This is a genomic window from Bacillus sp. 2CMS4F (assembly GCF_023161785.1).
Taxonomy (GTDB): domain Bacteria; phylum Bacillota; class Bacilli; order Bacillales; family Bacillaceae; genus Bacillus; species Bacillus halotolerans.
Map to the genome: position 1 here is coordinate 130156 of NZ_JALNTO010000006.1, position 19365 is coordinate 149520.

The 19365-nt window shown below is 45.1% G+C and carries 19 protein-coding genes; 15 read left to right on the forward strand and 4 right to left on the reverse strand.

Annotated elements, in window-relative coordinates; translation table 11 throughout:
* Positions 1-9: 9 nt before the first annotated feature.
* Positions 10-534, forward strand: a complete 525-nt coding sequence (locus MTN95_RS11115; protein ID WP_105954394.1) for a dihydrofolate reductase family protein — start codon at positions 10-12, stop codon at positions 532-534.
* Positions 535-575: 41 nt separating this feature from the next.
* Here the strand turns inward: MTN95_RS11115 and MTN95_RS11120 are convergent, their stop codons facing one another.
* The 3 genes from MTN95_RS11120 to cls all read right to left on the reverse strand — a co-directional run bounded on the left by MTN95_RS11120 (position 576) and on the right by cls (position 3103).
* Entirely contained in the window at positions 576-848 is a 273-nt protein-coding gene (locus MTN95_RS11120) for a hypothetical protein (RefSeq protein WP_105954118.1), read from the reverse strand.
* 80 nt (positions 849-928) lie between these two features.
* On the reverse strand, positions 929-1891 hold the full coding sequence (gene uvsE, locus MTN95_RS11125; RefSeq protein WP_248338176.1) for a UV DNA damage repair endonuclease UvsE: 963 nt from the start codon (positions 1889-1891) through the stop codon (positions 929-931).
* A 12-nt stretch (positions 1892-1903) separates the two neighbouring features.
* The gene (cls, locus tag MTN95_RS11130) at positions 1904-3103 is read right to left on the reverse strand and encodes a cardiolipin synthase (RefSeq protein WP_248338178.1); all 1200 of its coding nucleotides are present in this window, start codon (positions 3101-3103) and stop codon (positions 1904-1906) included.
* A gap of 155 nt (positions 3104-3258) precedes the next feature.
* On the opposite strand from cls, the gene MTN95_RS11135 reads away from it, so the two are divergent.
* The 4 genes from MTN95_RS11135 to pyrG all read left to right on the forward strand — a co-directional run bounded on the left by MTN95_RS11135 (position 3259) and on the right by pyrG (position 9079).
* Positions 3259-5376, forward strand: coding sequence for a heterodisulfide reductase-related iron-sulfur binding cluster (locus MTN95_RS11135; RefSeq protein WP_248338180.1), 2118 nt, complete (start codon positions 3259-3261; stop codon positions 5374-5376).
* On the forward strand, positions 5373-6512 hold the full coding sequence (gene acdA, locus MTN95_RS11140; RefSeq protein WP_248338182.1) for an acyl-CoA dehydrogenase: 1140 nt from the start codon (positions 5373-5375) through the stop codon (positions 6510-6512). The genes MTN95_RS11135 and acdA overlap by 4 nt, the downstream gene beginning before the upstream one ends.
* A gap of 182 nt (positions 6513-6694) precedes the next feature.
* Positions 6695-7228, forward strand: coding sequence for a DNA-directed RNA polymerase subunit delta (rpoE, locus tag MTN95_RS11145; RefSeq protein WP_248338184.1), 534 nt, complete (start codon positions 6695-6697; stop codon positions 7226-7228).
* A 243-nt stretch (positions 7229-7471) separates the two neighbouring features.
* The gene (gene pyrG, locus MTN95_RS11150; RefSeq protein WP_024123191.1) at positions 7472-9079 is read left to right on the forward strand and encodes a glutamine hydrolyzing CTP synthase; all 1608 of its coding nucleotides are present in this window, start codon (positions 7472-7474) and stop codon (positions 9077-9079) included.
* An 82-nt stretch (positions 9080-9161) separates the two neighbouring features.
* Here the strand turns inward: pyrG and MTN95_RS11155 are convergent, their stop codons facing one another.
* Positions 9162-9683 carry a DUF2529 domain-containing protein gene (locus tag MTN95_RS11155; RefSeq protein WP_024123190.1) on the reverse strand — a complete coding sequence of 174 codons (522 nt, stop codon included), beginning with the start codon at positions 9681-9683 and terminating at the stop codon, positions 9162-9164.
* 165 nt (positions 9684-9848) lie between these two features.
* Here MTN95_RS11155 and spo0F point away from each other — a divergent pair, with 165 nt between their 5' ends.
* The 10 genes from spo0F (at position 9849) to malS (ending at position 19353) form a co-directional block, all read left to right on the forward strand.
* The gene (gene spo0F, locus MTN95_RS11160; protein WP_003227621.1) at positions 9849-10223 is read left to right on the forward strand and encodes a sporulation initiation phosphotransferase Spo0F; all 375 of its coding nucleotides are present in this window, start codon (positions 9849-9851) and stop codon (positions 10221-10223) included.
* Positions 10224-10403: 180 nt separating this feature from the next.
* Positions 10404-11261 (forward strand): class II fructose-bisphosphate aldolase, encoded by an 858-nt coding sequence (locus MTN95_RS11165; RefSeq protein WP_024123189.1) that lies wholly within the window; start codon positions 10404-10406, stop codon positions 11259-11261.
* Between the two features lie 117 nt (positions 11262-11378).
* The gene (gene fsa / locus MTN95_RS11170) at positions 11379-12017 is read left to right on the forward strand and encodes a fructose-6-phosphate aldolase (protein WP_024123188.1); all 639 of its coding nucleotides are present in this window, start codon (positions 11379-11381) and stop codon (positions 12015-12017) included.
* Between the two features lie 376 nt (positions 12018-12393).
* Complete coding sequence (locus tag MTN95_RS11175; protein ID WP_024123187.1) at positions 12394-13683, forward strand: UDP-N-acetylglucosamine 1-carboxyvinyltransferase; 1290 nt, start codon at positions 12394-12396, stop codon at positions 13681-13683.
* A gap of 31 nt (positions 13684-13714) precedes the next feature.
* A complete protein-coding gene (glpX, locus tag MTN95_RS11180; RefSeq protein ID WP_044159762.1) occupies positions 13715-14680 on the forward strand; it encodes a class II fructose-bisphosphatase in 966 nt (321 codons plus the stop codon).
* Positions 14681-14894: 214 nt separating this feature from the next.
* The gene (locus MTN95_RS11185; protein WP_032731180.1) at positions 14895-15056 is read left to right on the forward strand and encodes a hypothetical protein; all 162 of its coding nucleotides are present in this window, start codon (positions 14895-14897) and stop codon (positions 15054-15056) included.
* A 31-nt stretch (positions 15057-15087) separates the two neighbouring features.
* Positions 15088-16371 carry a transcription termination factor Rho gene (gene rho, locus MTN95_RS11190; RefSeq protein ID WP_010332253.1) on the forward strand — a complete coding sequence of 428 codons (1284 nt, stop codon included), beginning with the start codon at positions 15088-15090 and terminating at the stop codon, positions 16369-16371.
* Positions 16372-16489: 118 nt separating this feature from the next.
* A complete protein-coding gene (gene rpmE, locus MTN95_RS11195; RefSeq protein WP_003151132.1) occupies positions 16490-16690 on the forward strand; it encodes a 50S ribosomal protein L31 in 201 nt (66 codons plus the stop codon).
* A gap of 89 nt (positions 16691-16779) precedes the next feature.
* On the forward strand, positions 16780-17367 hold the full coding sequence (locus MTN95_RS11200) for a thymidine kinase (protein WP_024123184.1): 588 nt from the start codon (positions 16780-16782) through the stop codon (positions 17365-17367).
* A gap of 288 nt (positions 17368-17655) precedes the next feature.
* Complete coding sequence (gene malS, locus MTN95_RS11205; protein ID WP_024123183.1) at positions 17656-19353, forward strand: oxaloacetate-decarboxylating malate dehydrogenase; 1698 nt, start codon at positions 17656-17658, stop codon at positions 19351-19353.
* Positions 19354-19365: the final 12 nt, after the last annotated feature.

A 19365-nucleotide genomic window follows, 5' to 3' on the forward strand; every position in this document is an offset into this window, starting at 1 on the left:
GAGGAGAGTATGGATAGAAAAAATGTGCTGTACATAGCTGTTTCGTTAGACGGGATGATCGCGAGAGAGGATGGGAGCGTCGACTGGCTGGATGAATTTGAAGGCGAGGGTGATAACGGGTACAGTGAATTTTATCAGACTGTTGATACCGTCATATTAGGGCGGAGCACATACGAACACATCAAAATTCTCACACCCGATTTTCCGTACCAGGATAAAACATGTTACGTGTTTACGGGAACGCCCGACAGCTATCATGATAAACACGTGACGTTTATCGATGAAGACATCAAAGCGTTCACCGGCCGCTTAAAACAGCAAAAAGGCGTAAACATCTGGATCGCGGGCGGAGCAGAGCTGGTGAATACCTTTATGAAAGAGGACGCCATCGACGAATACATCATCACTGTCATCCCGGTTGTATTAGGGAGCGGCATTCCGCTGTTTCATGAACAAAATACCGAAACAAAGCTGCGTTTAACCGATATGAAACGATTTGGACAGGCGGTGCAGCTGCATTATAAACGAGCATAAGAAAAAGGATAGACATCACTGTCTATCCTTTTTTATGTAAGTTAGAGCGCTTCTCTCTCAGTGGGCTCAATCATATTCTGAAACTTTTCAACCAGCTGAGACGCTTTTGTTCCTTCAACCACAATCAGATATTCTTTTTCATTATGAGCCATACGGAACGTTTCCAGCTCGATTAAGCTTTTGATTTTGCACATCGTTTTCTTTGAGTAAATATAAACCTCGTGGCTTCCGGAATGGCACATTTTATATAGGTGAATCAAATTTCTTAAAGTAAATGCCTGTGCGGCTACTTTTAGAGACTTGATGTTTTTCATGTTCTTTCTCCTCCATTGATTCTTGTCTTATATAGCGTATGTTCCCAATGTGTACAAACTGTAAACCTGTTTTTGCACACTTATGATTTCCATTGCAGAGTGCCGCCGCCCATCCGTTTCACGCCGCGGATTGAGCTCAATTCATCCATCAGCCGGAGAAGCGCCTTGTCCTTTTGTTTCGCCTCGATCATAAAATCAATATTGGTTCCCCATTGCCTGAAGCGCTCCAAAAGCGGCAACAAGAAGTTGGCGTCTACATATTCCGCATGGCTGCGCACCGCTTGCTCCGATTTTGGAGAGGAAAGATGGACCTTCGGCTGCAATCCGATCCGCTGCCATGTGTTGATCATCCGGGGCAGTGCTTCATTCAGGTCTGCATGATCATCCGAGTTTGCGTAAAAATGATGAAAATCAAAGACAAACGGAACATTCTCTTGTTCACAGACCTGAAGCGTCTCTTCCGTGGTGTACGTTTTATCGTCATTTTCCAGCGTCATTCGCTGTTTGATCTCTTTCGGAAGCATTTTCATGTTTTGATGAAATTGTTTCAGAGCGTTTTCTTTGTTTCCGTAAGCGCCGCCGATATGGATGTTGATAACTGAGCGGTCTGCAATCCCCATCGCTTCAAGCATGCGGTAGTGATAAGCCATATCGGTTACTGCATTTGCTGTAATGGATTCTTTAGGGCTCGTAAACAGGGTAAACTGGTTAGGATGAAAGCTTGTACGCAGATTGTATTTTTTCACGAGCTCTCCAATCTCACGGAACTCCTTGCGAAACGGCGTCACAAAGTCCCACATCACGTCAGGATGAGTAGCCAGCGGCACAATTGAGCTGGAAAAACGGTACATTGGAATATCGTGGCCGATGATATAGTGAAGGGTTCTCATGGTATTGCGCAAGTTGGCTTTCGTCACAGCCAAAAGGGCTTCTTTTCTCTCATCCTCGGGCAGCTTTGAATAACGGGCGAATGTCAGTGTTTTGGCGGGAGACGCATCCCAAAGGCTCATCGCATTTGAGACGAACCCGAATCTGAAAATCATAGGAACTCTCCTTTATAAAAAATAAGATAATGCTTTACCGAGCCATTCCGCCGGTCGCTGCCTGAACGTGCGCTTTTTGAAATTTTCTTTTGTCAGCAGCTCCGACTTTTTAATATCCTCTTCAATCGTGGCATAGACTTCTTTTGTAAATGCAACATCATCAATTTCAACGTTTACCTCTTCATTTAAAAACAGGCTGCGCTGATCAAAATTGGCTGTGCCGATGATGCTGAAGTGATCGTCAATGATCAAGGCTTTCACATGATAAAACCCTTGGTAAAAACGGTAGATGAGACAGCCGGCATCCAGCAGGTCCGAATAATATGTAAAAGCAGCTTCTCTGACCAGCGGGTGATCTGATTTCATCGGCACAATCAATGTAACGTCTACACCGTTTTTTCTTGCTTTGACCAAAGCCCGCTGAAGCGGTTTAGTCGGAATATAATAAGGCGTGCAAATCGTAATGCGCTCTTTTGCCTGTGCGATATTTGCCAAATACGTTTTTTCAAGAGAATAGCCGTCAGTCGCATAAATCTTATGAGGGATATTCCCTTGGGGAAGCTCAGGCCAAACATCCGGACCCAGTTCGGCTGATCCGGTATTTCGTTTCAGGTCGGCTGTAAAAAGCGTTTGAAGATCGCGGACACCTTCTCCCGTCATACGCAGATGATAATCCTCCCAATTGCCGAACTTCGCCTTCTTCCCAAGGTATTCCTCACCAATGTTAAACCCGCCGACATAGCCGACTTTTCCATCCATCACAGCAATTTTCCGGTGATTTCGTTTTTGTATATGAAAAAAGAAATAAGGGAAACGGGGCCGGTTCAGAAAATGAACGTGAACGCCGGCGTTTTTCATCGTCTCCAGCGCCGGTTTTTTAATTTTTTGGCTGCCCGACCAATCCAGAAGCAAATAAACCGATACGCCGGCCTGGGCTTTTGTTTTCAGCAGTGTGAACATATTGTGGCTGACCTCATCGTTTTTCATAATGAAAAACATCACGTGAACGGAAGAGACGGCATCGCGTATATCCTCCATCATCCGTTCAACGAGATCAGCGCCGCAGTGAATCAATTCGATATCACTTTTCTTTTTTGAAAAAACAGGCTCGTACGCTTTCTTTCTGTATGCGGCGCGGCCCATAAAGATATCCAGCAGGATTAAAGCCAATAGTATGATGACAATGATGAGAATCGCGAAAAATACCTTCATCCCGGCACTCCTTTCCGTAGTTGTAGGTAGTGTGCCCGAACAGCAGGAATTTAATTATTGACTGAACACTCATTCATTATTTATCATAAAGATAATCTTATACAGATTTTGGGGCAGGGGATCACGGTCTTCATCAGTAAAAAGGGGGAATTGGAATGAGCGGCTTTCTCATTGTCAATGCATTATTATTTCTGATTGTAACCGCTTACGCTGTTTATTTGTTTGTCTATTTGATCAAAACAAGGCTTGCTTACATCAGGCTTGGCCAAAAGGAACAGTTCGATAAACGGATCAAGGAACGGCTTCAGGCCATATGGGTGAATGTATTCGGGCAGAAAAAACTGCTCAAGGATAAGAAAAGCGGCATCATTCACGTCATATTTTTCTACGGCTTTATATTGGTTCAGTTCGGAGCGATTGACTTTATCATCAAAGGGCTGGTCCCAGATCGAAATCTGCCGCTTGGCCCGATCTATCCCGCCTTCACTTTTTTTCAGGAAATCGTTACGTTTCTGATCTTAATTGCGGTTGGCTGGGCATTTTACAGACGCTATATCGAAAAGCTCGTCAGGCTGAAACGAGGCTTTAAATCTGGACTTGTTCTCATTTTTATCGGCGGTTTAATGCTGACGGTTTTACTGGGGAACGCAATGAATCTGATCTGGCATGATCACGGGCTTTCTTGGAGCGAGCCGATCGCTTCAGGCATCGCGTTTTTGCTTGGCGGCGTCGGGGAGACGGGCGCCGCGGTGATTTTCTATATCGCATGGTGGGTGCATCTGCTGTTTTTACTGAGCTTTTTAGTGTATGTGCCGCAGTCAAAGCACGCTCATTTAATTGCCGGTCCTGCCAATGTCTTTTTCAACAGGCTTGAAGCGTCCGGAAAGCTCGAAAAAATTGATTTCACAGACGAAACGAAAGAAAGCTACGGAGCGGGAAAAATTGAGGATTTCAGACAGTCCCAGTTGATTGATCTGTATGCGTGTGTCGAGTGCGGCCGCTGCACCAATATGTGCCCTGCGACAGGCACCGGAAAAATGCTGTCGCCGATGGATTTAATTTTACGCCTCAGGGACCACCTCACAGAAAAAGGCGCTGCCGTCACTTCGCGCTCGCCATGGGTGCCGGCTGCAGCATTCCGGCATACGAAAGGGAACCAGCTGGCTGCGGCAGCCTCAGGGAGCGGATCACAGGAAGCCGCCGCCGCGCTAGATTACAGTCCGAGCTTAATCGGCGATGTCATTACCGAAGAAGAAATTTGGGCCTGCACCACTTGCCGGAACTGTGAAGATCAGTGCCCCGTCATGAACGAGCATGTTGATAAAATCATTGACCTTCGCCGCTATCTCGTGCTGACTGAAGGAAAAATGGACAGTGACGCACAGCGGGCGATGACGAGTATTGAGCGGCAGGGAAATCCGTGGGGCCTCAACCGAAAGGAACGTGAAAATTGGCGGGACGCAGCCCCAGATGCCGATATTCCGACAGTAAAAGAATTAAAAAAAGAGGAAAAAGAATTCGAATATCTTTTTTGGGTCGGTTCCATGGGTTCGTACGACAACAGAAGCCAAAAGATCGCCATCTCCTTTGCAAGACTGCTGAACCAAGCAGGTGTGACCTTTGCGATCCTCGGCAACAAAGAAAAAAATTCAGGGGACACCCCGCGCCGCCTCGGAAATGAATTTTTATTTCAAGAACTGGCCGAAAAGAATATCTCGGAATTCGAAAAAAATAATGTGAAAAAAATCGTTACGATTGATCCGCACGCATATAATTTATTTAAAAACGAATATCCTGATTTCGGCTTTGAAGGCGAAGTGTATCATCATACGGAAGTGCTGGCCGATCTTGTGAAGAGCGGGAAACTAAAACCGCAGCACCCAGTTCATGAAACGATCACCTTCCACGACTCGTGCTACTTGGGACGGTACAACGAAGTCTATGATCCGCCGAGAGAGATTTTAAAAGCCATTCCGGGTGTGCGGCTTATTGAAATGGAGAGAAACCGGGAAACCGGCATGTGCTGCGGAGCTGGCGGAGGCTTGATGTGGATGGAGGAAGAGTCAGGCAACAGGATTAATGTCGCCAGAACAGAGCAAGCGCTGGCAGTCAATCCGTCGGTAATCAGCTCCGGCTGTCCGTACTGCCTCACGATGCTTGGGGACGGCACAAAGGCAAAAGAAGCGGAAGATCGTGTCAAAACGTATGACGTCGCGGAGCTTCTGGCTCAATCTGTCTTGGGCGCTGATATGACAATGGGGGAAAAGCGATGAATTTTTCATTAACAGAAGAACACGAAATGATTCGGAAATTGGTTCGTGATTTTGCGAAGCATGAGGTTGCACCCACAGCGGCAGAACGTGACGAACAAGAACGCTTCGATCGTGACCTGTTTCGGGAAATGGCGGATTTAGGATTAACGGGGATTCCGTGGCCTGAAGCTTACGGCGGAATCGGAAGTGACTACCTGGCTTATGTCATAGCGGTGGAGGAACTGTCAAAAGTCTGCGCCTCCACCGGCGTGACGCTTTCAGCCCATATCTCGCTTTGCGGCTGGCCGCTGTTTGCATTTGGCACAGAAGAACAAAAGGCAGCGTACTTAACACAGCTGGCCCTTGGGCAGAAAATCGGGGCTTTCGCTTTGACTGAAGCGGGCTCCGGTTCAGACGCCGGCGGGATGAAAACAACCGCTGAGCGAATCGGTGATGACTATGTATTAAACGGATCAAAAGTGTTTATCACAAACGGCGGCGCCGCTGATATTTATATTGTGTTTGCAGTCACTGACGCTGAGAAAAAGAAAAAAGGCATTTCCGCATTTATTGTAGAAAAGGATTTTGAAGGATTTTTGGCAGGCAAGAAAGAAAAGAAACTAGGCATCCGTTCTTCTCCGACAACAGAGATCATCTTTGAAGACTGTGTCGTTCCCGCAGAAAATCGTCTCGGAGAAGAAGGAGAAGGCTTCAAAATCGCGATGAAGACGCTTGACGGAGGAAGAAACGGCATTGCGGCACAGGCTGTTGGCATCGCTCAGGGAGCGCTTGATGCGGCACTTCAATACGCAAAAGAAAGAAAACAGTTCGGCAAATCGATCGCCGAGCAGCAGGGCATAGCTTTTAAACTTGCAGATATGGCGACAATGATAGAAGCTTCAAGGCTACTGACCTATCAGGCGGCATGGCTGGAATCGTCAGGCCTTCCGTATGGAAAAGCCTCCGCTATGTCCAAACTGCTGGCAGGGGATACGGCAATGAAGGTGACGACCGAAGCTGTGCAGATTTTCGGCGGCTACGGCTATACGAAGGATTATCCGGTTGAACGCTATATGCGCGACGCGAAAATTACGCAAATCTACGAAGGCACCCAAGAAATTCAAAGGCTGGTTATCTCCAGAATGCTCTCAGAATAAGGCAAAACATCTATCAGTCGGATTACTCTTGTAAAATTATTTAAATTAACGCTGTTAAGGGTAGCATATTCTGTTTTATTTTGTTTATAATGAGAGGTATGGTTTGTATAAGAACGATACAATATCGCTTTCATTATTGATAAAACAGATACATATAAGTAATAGAAAGGGAGTGTCCGACCTTGGGTATCAAACAATATTCACAGGAACAGCTAAAGGAAATGGCTTTAGTTGAAATCGCTCACGAATTATTTGAAGATCATAAAAAACCAGTTCCGTTTCAGGAGCTTTTAAATGAAATTGCATCATTGCTCGGCGTGAAAAAAGAAGAGCTTGGAGACCGCGTCGCACAATTTTATACAGATTTAAACATTGACGGCCGCTTCTTGGCGCTCTCTGACCAGACTTGGGGCCTTCGCAGCTGGTATCCGTACGATCAGCTTGATGAAGAAACACAGCCGACAGTTAAGGCGAAAAAGAAAAAAGCGAAAAAAGCTGTTGAAGAAGATCTTGATCTTGATGAATTTGAAGAGGTTGACGAAGACGACCTCGATTTGGCTGAGGTTGAGGAAGAACTTGATCTCGATGCTGATGAGTTTGACGATATCGATGAAGACGACGACGAAGACGAGCTCGAAATTGACGATGATCTCATTGATGACGATGAAGAAGAAGATGAAGATGACTATGATGAAGGCGATGAGGATAAAAAATAGTAAAAGAATTTCATCCTCAAATCGATCTTGACTTTCATAGTCGAACTATGTAGTATGTATTTTGGGCTCTTCAAAAACGAAGAGAGAACATAGAACGTTATGCTCCCTTTCAAGAAATTGAAAGGGAGCTTTCTTATTTTCACCCCTCATTTTTCTTATAAATCATTTAAAAGGCTAAATGATTTCCTATAAAACGGTACATTTTAAGAAATGTAGCTTAGAGCGAAGAGAGGAGCAAACGAAATGACGAAATATATTTTTGTAACCGGGGGAGTCGTATCCTCACTTGGAAAGGGAATTGTAGCAGCTTCATTAGGGCGTTTGCTGAAAAACCGCGGACTGAACGTCACCATTCAAAAATTCGATCCATACATCAACGTCGATCCGGGAACAATGAGCCCGTACCAGCACGGTGAAGTATTCGTAACAGATGACGGCGCTGAAACAGACTTAGACCTGGGCCACTATGAGCGTTTTATCGACATCAACCTGAATAAATTCAGCAACGTAACAACAGGTAAAATCTATTCAACAGTTCTTAAAAAAGAACGCCGCGGCGATTACCTCGGCGGAACAGTGCAGGTTATTCCGCACATCACAAATGAATTGAAAGACCGCGTATACCGCGCAGGTAAAGAAACAAACGCGGATGTCGTGATTACAGAAATCGGCGGTACTGTCGGAGACATCGAATCCCTGCCATTCCTTGAAGCGATCCGCCAAATGAAGAGTGACATCGGCCGTGAAAACGTGATGTACATCCACTGTACACTTGTGCCTTACATTAAAGCAGCCGGCGAACTGAAAACAAAACCGACACAGCACAGCGTAAAAGAATTAAGAAGCCTGGGCATTCAGCCAAACATTATCGTTGTTCGTACAGAAATGCCGATTTCTCAAGATATGAAGGACAAAATCGCATTATTCTGCGACATTGATACAAAAGCGGTTATTGAATGTGAAGATGCGGACAACCTCTATTCCATTCCGCTTGAGCTTCAAAAGCAAGGACTTGATAAGCTTGTTTGCCAGCACATGCAGCTGGAATGCAAAGAAGCGGAAATGTCCGAGTGGAAAGAGCTTGTAAACAAAGTCAGCAACCTGTCTCAAACGACCACAATCGGACTTGTCGGAAAATATGTTGAGCTTCCTGACGCTTACATCTCTGTCGTTGAATCACTTCGCCACGCGGGCTACGCGTTTGACACAGATGTAAAAGTGAAATGGATTAACGCTGAGGAAGTAACAGAAAGCAACATCGGAGAGCTTACTAGCGGCACAGACGGTATTATCGTACCGGGCGGCTTCGGTGACCGCGGTGTTGAAGGTAAAATCATTGCGACAAAACATGCGCGCGAAAACAACATTCCGTTCTTGGGCATTTGCTTAGGCATGCAGGTTGCATCTATTGAGTATGCCCGAAACGTATTAGGCTTAAAAGGCGCTCACTCTGCGGAAATTGATCCGTCAACTCAATACCCGATCATCGACCTTCTTCCTGAACAGAAGGATGTTGAAGATCTTGGAGGAACACTTCGTCTCGGCCTTTACCCTTGTAAGCTTGAAGAGGGCACGAAAGCATTTGAAGTGTATCAGGATGAAGTGGTGTACGAGCGTCACCGCCACCGTTATGAATTCAACAACGAATTCAGACAGCAAATGGAAGACCAAGGCTTCGTATTCTCAGGCACCAGCCCGGACGGACGCCTTGTTGAAATTATCGAGCTGAAAGACCATCCTTGGTTCGTGGCTTCTCAGTTCCACCCAGAGTTCAAGTCAAGACCGACAAGACCTCAGCCATTATTCAAAGGCTTTATCGGAGCGTCTGTTGAAGCTGCAAATCAGAAGTAATAAAAAAAGACTTGCCGTTTGTCAAAAGCGGACAAGTCTTTTTTATTTGTTTCCGGCAAGATACAGCATGTACAATAAATGATTATGCATATTCTTGCAAAATTTCTTTTAATGTAAATGATAGAGCATGGTAGACATACAATGCTGTCATTAATGAAGGGAAGCCGTAACGGGTGCCGTCTTCATCGGGAACGAGCGGCATTTTCAGCTTCGAATCAATATGCACATCGCAATATTGTTCGATTCCGGCGCTGTCTTTGGCTGCCGGCGATACGCAAACGACTCCCGCGCCTTTTTCATAAAGCTCTTTCGCGAGCGCCTGTTCTTCATCTGTACCTGTCCCTGAACAAAACATCAGCACCCTGTCGCTTTCTGTCACTTCATCCGCGTTGGCGGGAAACGCTTTGACGGAAGGAAGCGGCTCTTTGCTTTCGGTAGCCTCATATAAGACGCCCTGAAGCTCATTTGCCCCGTATATATATATGGAATGTCCGCTGACCACCGCTTGAGCAAGCAATCGCGCCCCATCTTCAATCGCGTCAGATTCCTTATCCTGAATGCGGGAAAAAATACCTGTTAACTGTGTCGTAAATATTTTCAACATAAGTGAATCCTCCTTTATAACGTACAATAACAGTATACAACAAAAGAGAAAATGCTCAGAAAATGTCGTAAAGTAGACTATTATAATTAAAGGAAATAGGAAAATCAAACAGAATACATAAACTACTGCTTACTTTTGACGAAAATCATAATATTGGGGTGTAAAATGATGAATGAAAAAATTTTAATCGTTGATGATCAATACGGAATACGTATTTTGCTTAACGAAGTGTTCAATAAAGAGGGCTATCAGACATTTCAGGCTGCGAACGGCCTTCAAGCGCTTGATATTGTGACAAAAGAACGTCCGGACCTTGTCCTTCTGGATATGAAAATTCCCGGCATGGACGGAATCGAAATTTTAAAACGGATGAAAGTCATTGACGAAAACATCCGCGTGATCATCATGACGGCTTACGGAGAACTCGATATGATCCAGGAATCAAAGGAACTGGGCGCATTGACGCACTTTGCGAAGCCGTTTGACATCGACGAAATCAGAGACGCCGTCAAAAAATATCTGCCCCTGAAGTCTAACTGACAAAAAGAAGAAACAATTGAATGAGCTCATTGTGTTGCCGATTTGTCGAAAAGTTGGTATTCTAGTTATGGAGAAAAAGCGATCTGAGTATTTACATATGACAGCAAATTATGGGTCATGCTAGGGTGGAAAGCTTTTTTCGCTAGAAGACAATCAGGCTACATAAGGAGGACATTCGACATGCCTTTAGTTTCAATGACGGAAATGTTGAATACAGCTAAAGAAAAAGGTTATGCTGTAGGACAATTTAACTTAAACAACCTTGAGTTTACTCAAGCGATTTTACAAGCAGCTGAAGAAGAAAAATCTCCAGTGATCCTTGGTGTTTCCGAAGGTGCGGGACGCTACATGGGCGGCTTCAAAACAGTCGTAGCTATGGTAAAAGCACTAATGGAAGAGTACAAAGTGACAGTTCCTGTTGCGATCCACTTAGACCACGGTTCAAGCTTTGAATCTTGTGCGAAAGCGATTCATGCAGGTTTCACATCTGTAATGATCGACGCTTCTCACCATCCATTTGAAGAAAACGTAGCAACAACTTCTAAAGTTGTTGAGCTTGCTCATTTCCACGGTGTATCTGTAGAAGCTGAGCTAGGAACAGTCGGCGGACAAGAGGACGACGTTATCGCTGAAGGCGTAATCTACGCTGATCCTAAAGAGTGCCAAGAGCTTGTTGAGCGCACTGGCATCGACTGCCTTGCACCTGCATTAGGTTCTGTTCACGGCCCTTACAAAGGTGAGCCAAACCTTGGCTTCAAAGAAATGGAAGAGATCGGAAATTCAACTGGTCTTCCGCTCGTTCTTCACGGCGGTACTGGAATTCCGACTGCTGACATCAAAAAATCAATCTCACTTGGTACAGCTAAAATCAACGTAAATACTGAAAACCAAATTTCTTCTGCAAAAGCTGTTCGCGAAACGTTGGCAGCTAAGCCTGATGAGTACGATCCTCGTAAATACCTTGGACCTGCTCGCGAAGCGATTAAAGAAACTGTTATCGGTAAAATGCGTGAATTTGGTTCTTCAAACCAAGCTTAATTCAATTGGAACTTTTTATAGCCGCCTGACAGCTTGACAGGCGGTTTTCCGTCTATCTTTAGAAAGCGCAATCATATTCACAGTTCTGAAAATTCTTACTCAGGGAGGCTTTTGTAAATGTTATTTTTTATTGATACAGCCAATATCGATGAGATTAAAGAAGCGTATGAATTAGGAGTTCTTGCCGGTGTAACAACGAATCCTAGTTTAGTAGCAAAAGAAGCTAACGTATCATTCCATGACCGCCTTCGTGAAATCACAGAAGTCGTTCCGGGCTCTGTAAGCGCGGAGGTTATTTCTCTGAAAGCTGAGGAAATGATCGAGGAAGGAAAAGAACTGGCGAAAATCGCCCCGAACATCACGGTGAAAATCCCGATGACGGCTGACGGTTTAAAAGCCGTAAAAGCACTTACTGACTTAAACATCAAAACAAATGTCACATTGATCTTCAATGCAAACCAAGCGCTTCTTGCTGCAAGAGCGGGCGCTACATATGTATCTCCATTCTTAGGCCGCTTAGATGATATCGGCCATAACGGGCTTGACCTGATTTCAGAAGTCAAGCAGATTTTTGATATCCACGGGCTTGATACGCAAATCATCGCGGCGTCAATCCGCCATCCTCAGCATGTAACTGAAGCTGCATTAAGAGGGGCTCATATCGGCACAATGCCGCTTAAAGTCATTTATCAGCTGACAAAGCACCCGTTAACAGACAAAGGAATCGAACAATTCCTGGCAGACTGGAACAAGTAATTCAAGCGGCGGCAAACAGATTGTAGTGTCTGTTTGCCGCGGCCTTTGCTTTTCACCGTCCTGATCCAGCGGACCTTCAGATGCACGCCGCTTACAGAGAAGGAATCATTGGGCTGCAGAAGCTGATATCGGAATGAGGGTTGCGTGCTGCTTTTGCCGGATGACGAAGATGTCTCTTTAGCCGGCGGGTCTCTGTCGATTTTTTGAAACCTATGCCCCCGCAAACCTTCGCTATTTTCTTCCTGATATTTTACAATGTGTTGTATTCTTTCTCTTCGAATTGGCTAGATTTTGGACATGAGCTTTATTTGCAGAGACAGAATAAAATGCCATTTTATTTAGCTCCGCAGCTATCTTCTTATGGAAGGAGACTATCATGGAAAAGTTGAATATTGCCGGCGGTGACTCGTTAAACGGTACAGTACACATCAGCGGCGCTAAAAACAGTGCTGTTGCATTAATACCAGCAACCATTTTGGCAAATTCCGAGGTGACAATAGAAGGGCTTCCTGAGATTTCAGATATTGAAACGCTGCGTGACCTGTTACAGGAAATCGGCGGCAATGTGCATTTTGAGAATGGGGATATGATTGTAGACCCCACATCAATGATCAGCATGCCGCTTCCTAACGGAAAAGTGAAAAAACTGCGCGCGTCGTATTATTTAATGGGGGCGATGCTCGGCCGCTTTAAACAGGCCGTCATCGGATTGCCTGGCGGCTGCCACTTGGGCCCCCGTCCGATTGACCAACACATCAAGGGCTTCGAAGCGCTCGGAGCTGAAGTGACCAATGAACAGGGCGCGATTTATTTGCGCGCTGAAAGGCTGAGAGGCGCACGTATATATTTAGATGTCGTAAGCGTCGGGGCAACGATTAACATTATGCTTGCGGCAGTTTTGGCAGAAGGGAAAACCATCATTGAAAACGCTGCGAAAGAGCCGGAGATTATTGATGTCGCGACACTGCTCACCAGCATGGGCGCAAAAATCAAAGGCGCTGGAACCAACGTAATCCGAATCGATGGCGTAAAGGAACTGCACGGCTGCAAACATACGATCATCCCGGACAGAATTGAGGCCGGAACATTTATGATTGCCGGTGCTGCGATGGGCAAAGAGGTCATCATCGATAATGTAATCCCGACACACCTTGAGTCCTTAACAGCAAAGCTGAGAGAAATGGGCTTTCACATTGAGACAAGCGACGACCAGCTGCTTATTGTCGGCGGGCAGAAAAACCTAAAGCCGGTTGATGTAAAAACCCTAGTATACCCGGGCTTTCCGACTGATTTGCAGCAGCCGATGACAGCGCTTTTGACGAGAGCAAAAGGGACAAGCGTCGTGACTGACACCATCTATTCGGCGAGATTCAAGCATATTGATGAGCTGAGACGAATGGGCGCTAATATGAAGGTAGAGGGCAGATCTGCAATCATAACGGGACCTGTCGACCTTCAAGGCGCTAAGGTCAAGGCGAGCGATCTGCGGGCCGGAGCCTGTTTAGTGGTTGCCGGGCTGATGGCCGACGGCGTCACAGAAATTACAGGTCTGGAACATATTGATCGCGGATACAGCAGCCTTGAGAAAAAACTCGAGGGTCTGGGAGCCACAATCTGGCGCGAGAGAATGACTGATGAAGAGATAGAACAGCTGCAAAATTCTTAATTGGTTATTTGCGAGAGGAGATCGTGTTGAGATGGAAAGAAGTTTATCAATGGAATTGGTTCGTGTGACTGAAGCTGCGGCATTAGCATCTGCAAGATGGATGGGCCGGGGAAAAAAAGACGAGGCTGATGAAGCAGCAACAAGCGCAATGAGAGACGTTTTTGATACAGTTCCGATGAAAGGAACGGTTGTGATCGGAGAAGGGGAAATGGACGAAGCACCGATGCTTTATATCGGGGAAAAACTCGGAAACGGGTACGGTCCGCGTGTCGATGTCGCCGTTGATCCTCTCGAAGGCACAAACATTTTGGCAAGCGGCGGCTGGAATGCGCTGACGGTCATTGCAGTTGCGGACCACGGCACGCTTTTAAACGCTCCAGATATGTATATGCAGAAAATCGCAGTCGGTCCGGAAGCAGTGGGCTGCATTGATATTGAAGCTCCAGTCATTGATAACCTTAAAGCGGTAGCAAAAGCGAAAAACAAAGACGTCGAGGACGTCGTTGCCACCATTTTAAACCGTGATAGACACGAAAAAATCATTTCCGAGCTTCGCGAGGCCGGCGCCAGAATCAAACTGATCAATGACGGGGATGTCGCAGGCGCCATCAACACGGCTTTCGACCACACAGGCGTAGACATCCTGTTCGGATCAGGCGGTGCTCCTGAAGGCGTCCTATCTGCTGTAGCGTTAAAAGCGCTGGGCGGAGAAATTATCGGTAAACTTCTTCCGCAAAGCGAGGAAGAAATCATACGCTGCAACAAAATGGGCCTTGATTTAAGCAAAGTGCTGCGTATGGAAGACCTTGTGAGAGGCGATGACGCGATTTTTGCGGCTACCGGCGTAACTGACGGCGAGCTGTTAAAAGGCGTTCAATTCAAAGGGTCTGTCGGCACGACTGAAAGCTTGGTCATCCGTGCGAAGTCAGGAACTGTCCGTTTCGTTGACGGCAGACACAGCCTGAAGAAAAAACCAAATCTCGTAATCCGTCCATAACAAAGAGAAAAAGCGGGTGTTGACCCGCTTTTCTTTTGCAAAAAAGAGACAACCCTATCAATTGCGTGTCAAAACCTTATTTCAGTTGAATAATTGTTTGAAATAAGGTAAAAATAAAGAGTGCTGCGATTTTTAACTGCGTAATTCCTTCTTTTAAGCACTAGGAAAGTTTCAATTTCTACCGCATACAGACGATATAAGTATTGATCTTCTCATGTTTTTGTCCTCGCTTCCTTCAAAACTCATTAAGACAATCCTTTTAACAAAAGCGCCGATCATGGGTGGAAGTGTTACCGATAGAAGTTCCTTTATGTTAAAAAAAGAATGTGCTTTGGCGGATGTTGTGCAAAAGCAGCAGATTACATGTGTAAAGTAAGATATTGACTATGAAAAGCGTGGTGTTTTTTATGAAAGACGTATCTATTTCCTCTTTGGAAAATATGAAATTGAAAGAGCTATATGAACTTGCAAGACATTATAAAATCTCCTACTACAGCAAACTGACAAAAAAAGAGCTGATTTTCGCCATTCTGAAAGCGAATGCAGAGCAGGAAGATCTTCTGTTTATGGAAGGTGTTCTTGAGATCATCCAATCAGAGGGATTTGGCTTCCTGAGACCGATCAACTATTCTCCAAGCTCTGAAGACATTTACATCTCAGCTTCACAAATCCGCCGTTTCGATTTACGGAACGGAGACAAAGTATCAGGCAAGGTTCGCCCGCCAAAAGAAAACGAGCGCTATTATGGACTTTTGCACGTTGAAGCGGTAAATGGAGATGATCCGGAATCGGCAAAAGAGCGCGTTCACTTCCCAGCCCTTACTCCGCTTTATCCAGACCGCCATATGGTGCTCGAAACAAAACCGAATTTCTTGTCTACAAGAATTATGGACATGATGGCGCCGGTAGGCTTTGGCCAGCGCGGTTTGATTGTTGCGCCGCCGAAAGCCGGGAAAACGATGCTGCTGAAGGAAATCGCCAACAGCATTACAGCGAACCAGCCTGAAGCAGAGCTGATTGTGCTGTTGATTGACGAAAGACCGGAAGAGGTTACAGACATTGAGCGTTCTGTTGCTGGGGATGTCGTCAGCTCAACGTTTGATGAAGTGCCGGAAAACCATATCAAAGTAGCCGAGCTTGTGCTTGAACGCGCTATGCGCCTTGTTGAACACAAGAAAGACGTCATTATCCTGATGGACAGTATCACACGTCTGGCCCGCGCCTACAACTTAGTGATTCCGCCGAGCGGAAGAACACTTTCCGGAGGGATTGACCCGGCAGCGTTCCACCGTCCGAAGCGTTTTTTCGGGGCGGCGAGAAATATCGAAGAGGGCGGAAGCTTAACGATCCTCGCCACTGCTCTTGTTGATACAGGATCCCGTATGGATGATGTAATCTATGAAGAATTCAAGGGAACGGGCAACATGGAGCTTCATCTTGACCGCTCTCTGGCAGAACGCCGCATCTTCCCTGCCATCGATATTCGCCGTTCTGGAACGCGTAAGGAAGAGTTGCTTGTGCCTAAGGAGCATCTTGATCGTTTATGGTCTATCCGCAAAACGATGTCAGATTCGCCTGATTTCGCGGAAAAATTCATGAGAAAAATGAAAAAAACCAAAACAAACCAGGAATTTTTCGATATTCTCAATCAAGAATGGAAACAGGCAAATCTATCATCAGCCAGACGATAAAATCTATTTGCAAAAGAAGTAAATCACTGATATAATTTTCTCATATGCGTTTCGGACAATGCTCCGAAATAATAACTCTGTTTCCACACGGGATTCAGGGCGGAAGGAGATGGATACAATGAAAGCAGGAATTCATCCTAATTTCAAAAAAGCAACAGTTAAATGCGCTTGCGGAAATGAATTTGAAACAGGCTCAGTAAAAGAAGAGGTACGCGTTGAGATTTGCTCTGAATGCCACCCATTCTACACTGGCCGTCAAAAATTCGCTTCTGCTGATGGTCGTGTTGATCGCTTTAATAAAAAATACGGTCTTAAGTAATAATAGATTTTTCAACAGGCAAGAAGCACTTCTTGCCTGTTTTTTATATTGTCAAAAACACAGCTGGCAGAGAGAGGGGAGCAGAGCCAATGTACATAATGAAGCAAAGCGGGTGGCTGGAGCTGATTTGCGGCAGCATGTTCTCGGGAAAATCTGAAGAGCTGATCAGAAGAGTGAAGAGAGCAACTTATGCCAAGCAGGAGGTCAGGGTCTTTAAACCTGTGATTGACAATCGATACAGCGAGGATGCTGTTGTTTCCCATAATGGAACATCTATGACGAGCTATGCCATTTCTTCGGCTGAGGACATTTGGAATCATATCAGTGAGAGCACGGATGTGATTGCAGTGGACGAGGTTCAATTCTTCGATCGGTCAATCATTGGTGTTTTATCGTCTCTTGCCGATAAAGGCTACCGTGTGATCGCGGCGGGTCTTGATATGGATTTCAGAGGAGAGCCGTTCGGCGTTGTGCCGGATATTATGGCCATCGCTGAAAGTGTGACGAAGCTGCAGGCCGTCTGTTCCGTCTGCGGATCACCGGCAAGCAGAACACAGCGGCTCATTGACGGAAAGCCGGCTTCTTATGATGATCCGGTTATTCTGGTGGGTGCGTCCGAATCCTATGAAGCAAGATGCAGACATCATCACGAAGTCCCGGGAAAATCTAAAAACTAATACAAAACATGGGTAAAAAGATAGAAAGCACCGGCCGAAAAGCTGGTGTTTTTTTATATATTCTGACAACAATCAATTAAAAAATTTAATTAAGTGTATTAAAAAATTAAGTAATTTTCTTCCCTTGAATTTTGATTTTGACAGGCATAAAATAACTAACGTAATGTAAATAGTTTTGAGACATTGTTCGAATAATTGTCACAAAGTCGCATAAAGATCATGATCGGTTATTTTTAGATGAGTTATTACTTAACTTGGTTAACTATTTCAAGAAAGAAGGAGATTTGCTTGAATAACATTAAAAAAACTAAGGAAGGCCATTTAGAAACAACATTAAGAGGAAAAGAAGTTTTATCTATTCCTACTTTAAATAAAGGTGTTGCTTTTACATTAGAAGAAAGACAAGAACTTGGCTTAGAAGGACTTCTTCCGCCAACTGTACTTTCTCTTGATCAACAAGCAAAACGCGCATACGAGCAATTTAAAGCTCAGCCTGACCGCCTTCGTCAAAATGTTTACTTAAATGATCTTGCTAACCGCAATGAAGTTCTTTTCTATAAATTGCTGCAAAATCACCTTCGTGAAATGCTTCCTGTTGTGTACACACCAACAGTTGGTGAAGCAATTCAAGAATACAGCCATGAGTACAGAAGACCTCAAGGTATCTACTTGTCAATCGACAACATTGACGGTATTGAAAAGGCTTTTGAAAACCTTCATGCGACAGCAGGCGATATTGATCTTATCGTTGCAACTGACTCTGAAAGTATCCTTGGTATCGGTGATTGGGGAGTAGGCGGTATTAACATCGCTATCGGTAAATTGGCTGTTTACACTGCTGCAGCTGGTATTGACCCTAGCCGTGTTATCCCTGTAGTGCTTGATGTCGGTACAAACAACGAAAAACTTTTAAATGATCCTTTATACATTGGTAACCATCATGAACGTATTTCTGATGAACGTTATGAAGAATTCGTTGATGCGTATGTAAAAGCTGCGCTTAAATTCTTCCCTAAAGCGCTTCTTCACTGGGAAGACTTTGGCAACAAAAACGCGCGCAATATCATGAAAAAATACAACAACGAAATCCTGACATTCAACGATGATATTCAAGGTACAGGCGCAATTACACTTGCTGGTGTGCTTGCTGCTATGAAGAAAACAGGCGCATCTATTAAAGATCAGCGTGTAGTTGTCTTCGGTGCAGGTTCAGCTGGTATCGGTATTGCTGACCAAATCCGTGACACAATGGTGCTTGCTGGATTATCTGAGGAAGAAGCAAACAAAGCGTTCTTCACACTTGATTACAGAGGCCTGTTAACAGACGATATGGAAGGCATCCTTGATTTCCAAAAACCTTACCTTCGCAGTGCAGCAGAAGTGAAAGACTGGAAACGTGATGAAAAAGGCCAAATTTCATTCGATGAAGTGGTTCGCCAAGCGAAACCAACGATCTTAATCGGTACTTCAGGGGTTTCAGGAGCGTTCACAGAGGAAATTGTGAAAGAGATGGCATCTCACGTAGACCGTCCGGTGATCATGCCGATGTCTAACCCGACTCACCTTGCAGAAGCTGTTCCTGAAGATCTGTTCAAATGGACTGACGGAAAAGTGCTTGTAGCAACAGGAAGCCCATTTGACAATGTCGAGTACAATGGCGTTTCTTATGAAATCGGACAATCTAACAACGCATTCGCATTCCCTGGTCTTGGCCTTGGTTCAATCGTAGCTGAAGCGCGTGTTATTACGCCTGCTATGTTTGCTGCAACAGCTGATGCGATTGCTGAAATGGTTGATTTTGAAACACCTGGAGCTGGATTGCTTCCAAGCATCGACAAGCTTCAAGAAGTATCTATTCAAGTTGCCATTGCTGTAGCTGAAGCAGCGATCAAAGACGGCGTAGCAAATCGTCAGCCTGAAGATGTAAAACAAGCTGTTCTTGATGCAATGTGGACACCTGAATACAAAAAAGTCATCGCAAAATAATTGAGCGTGTAA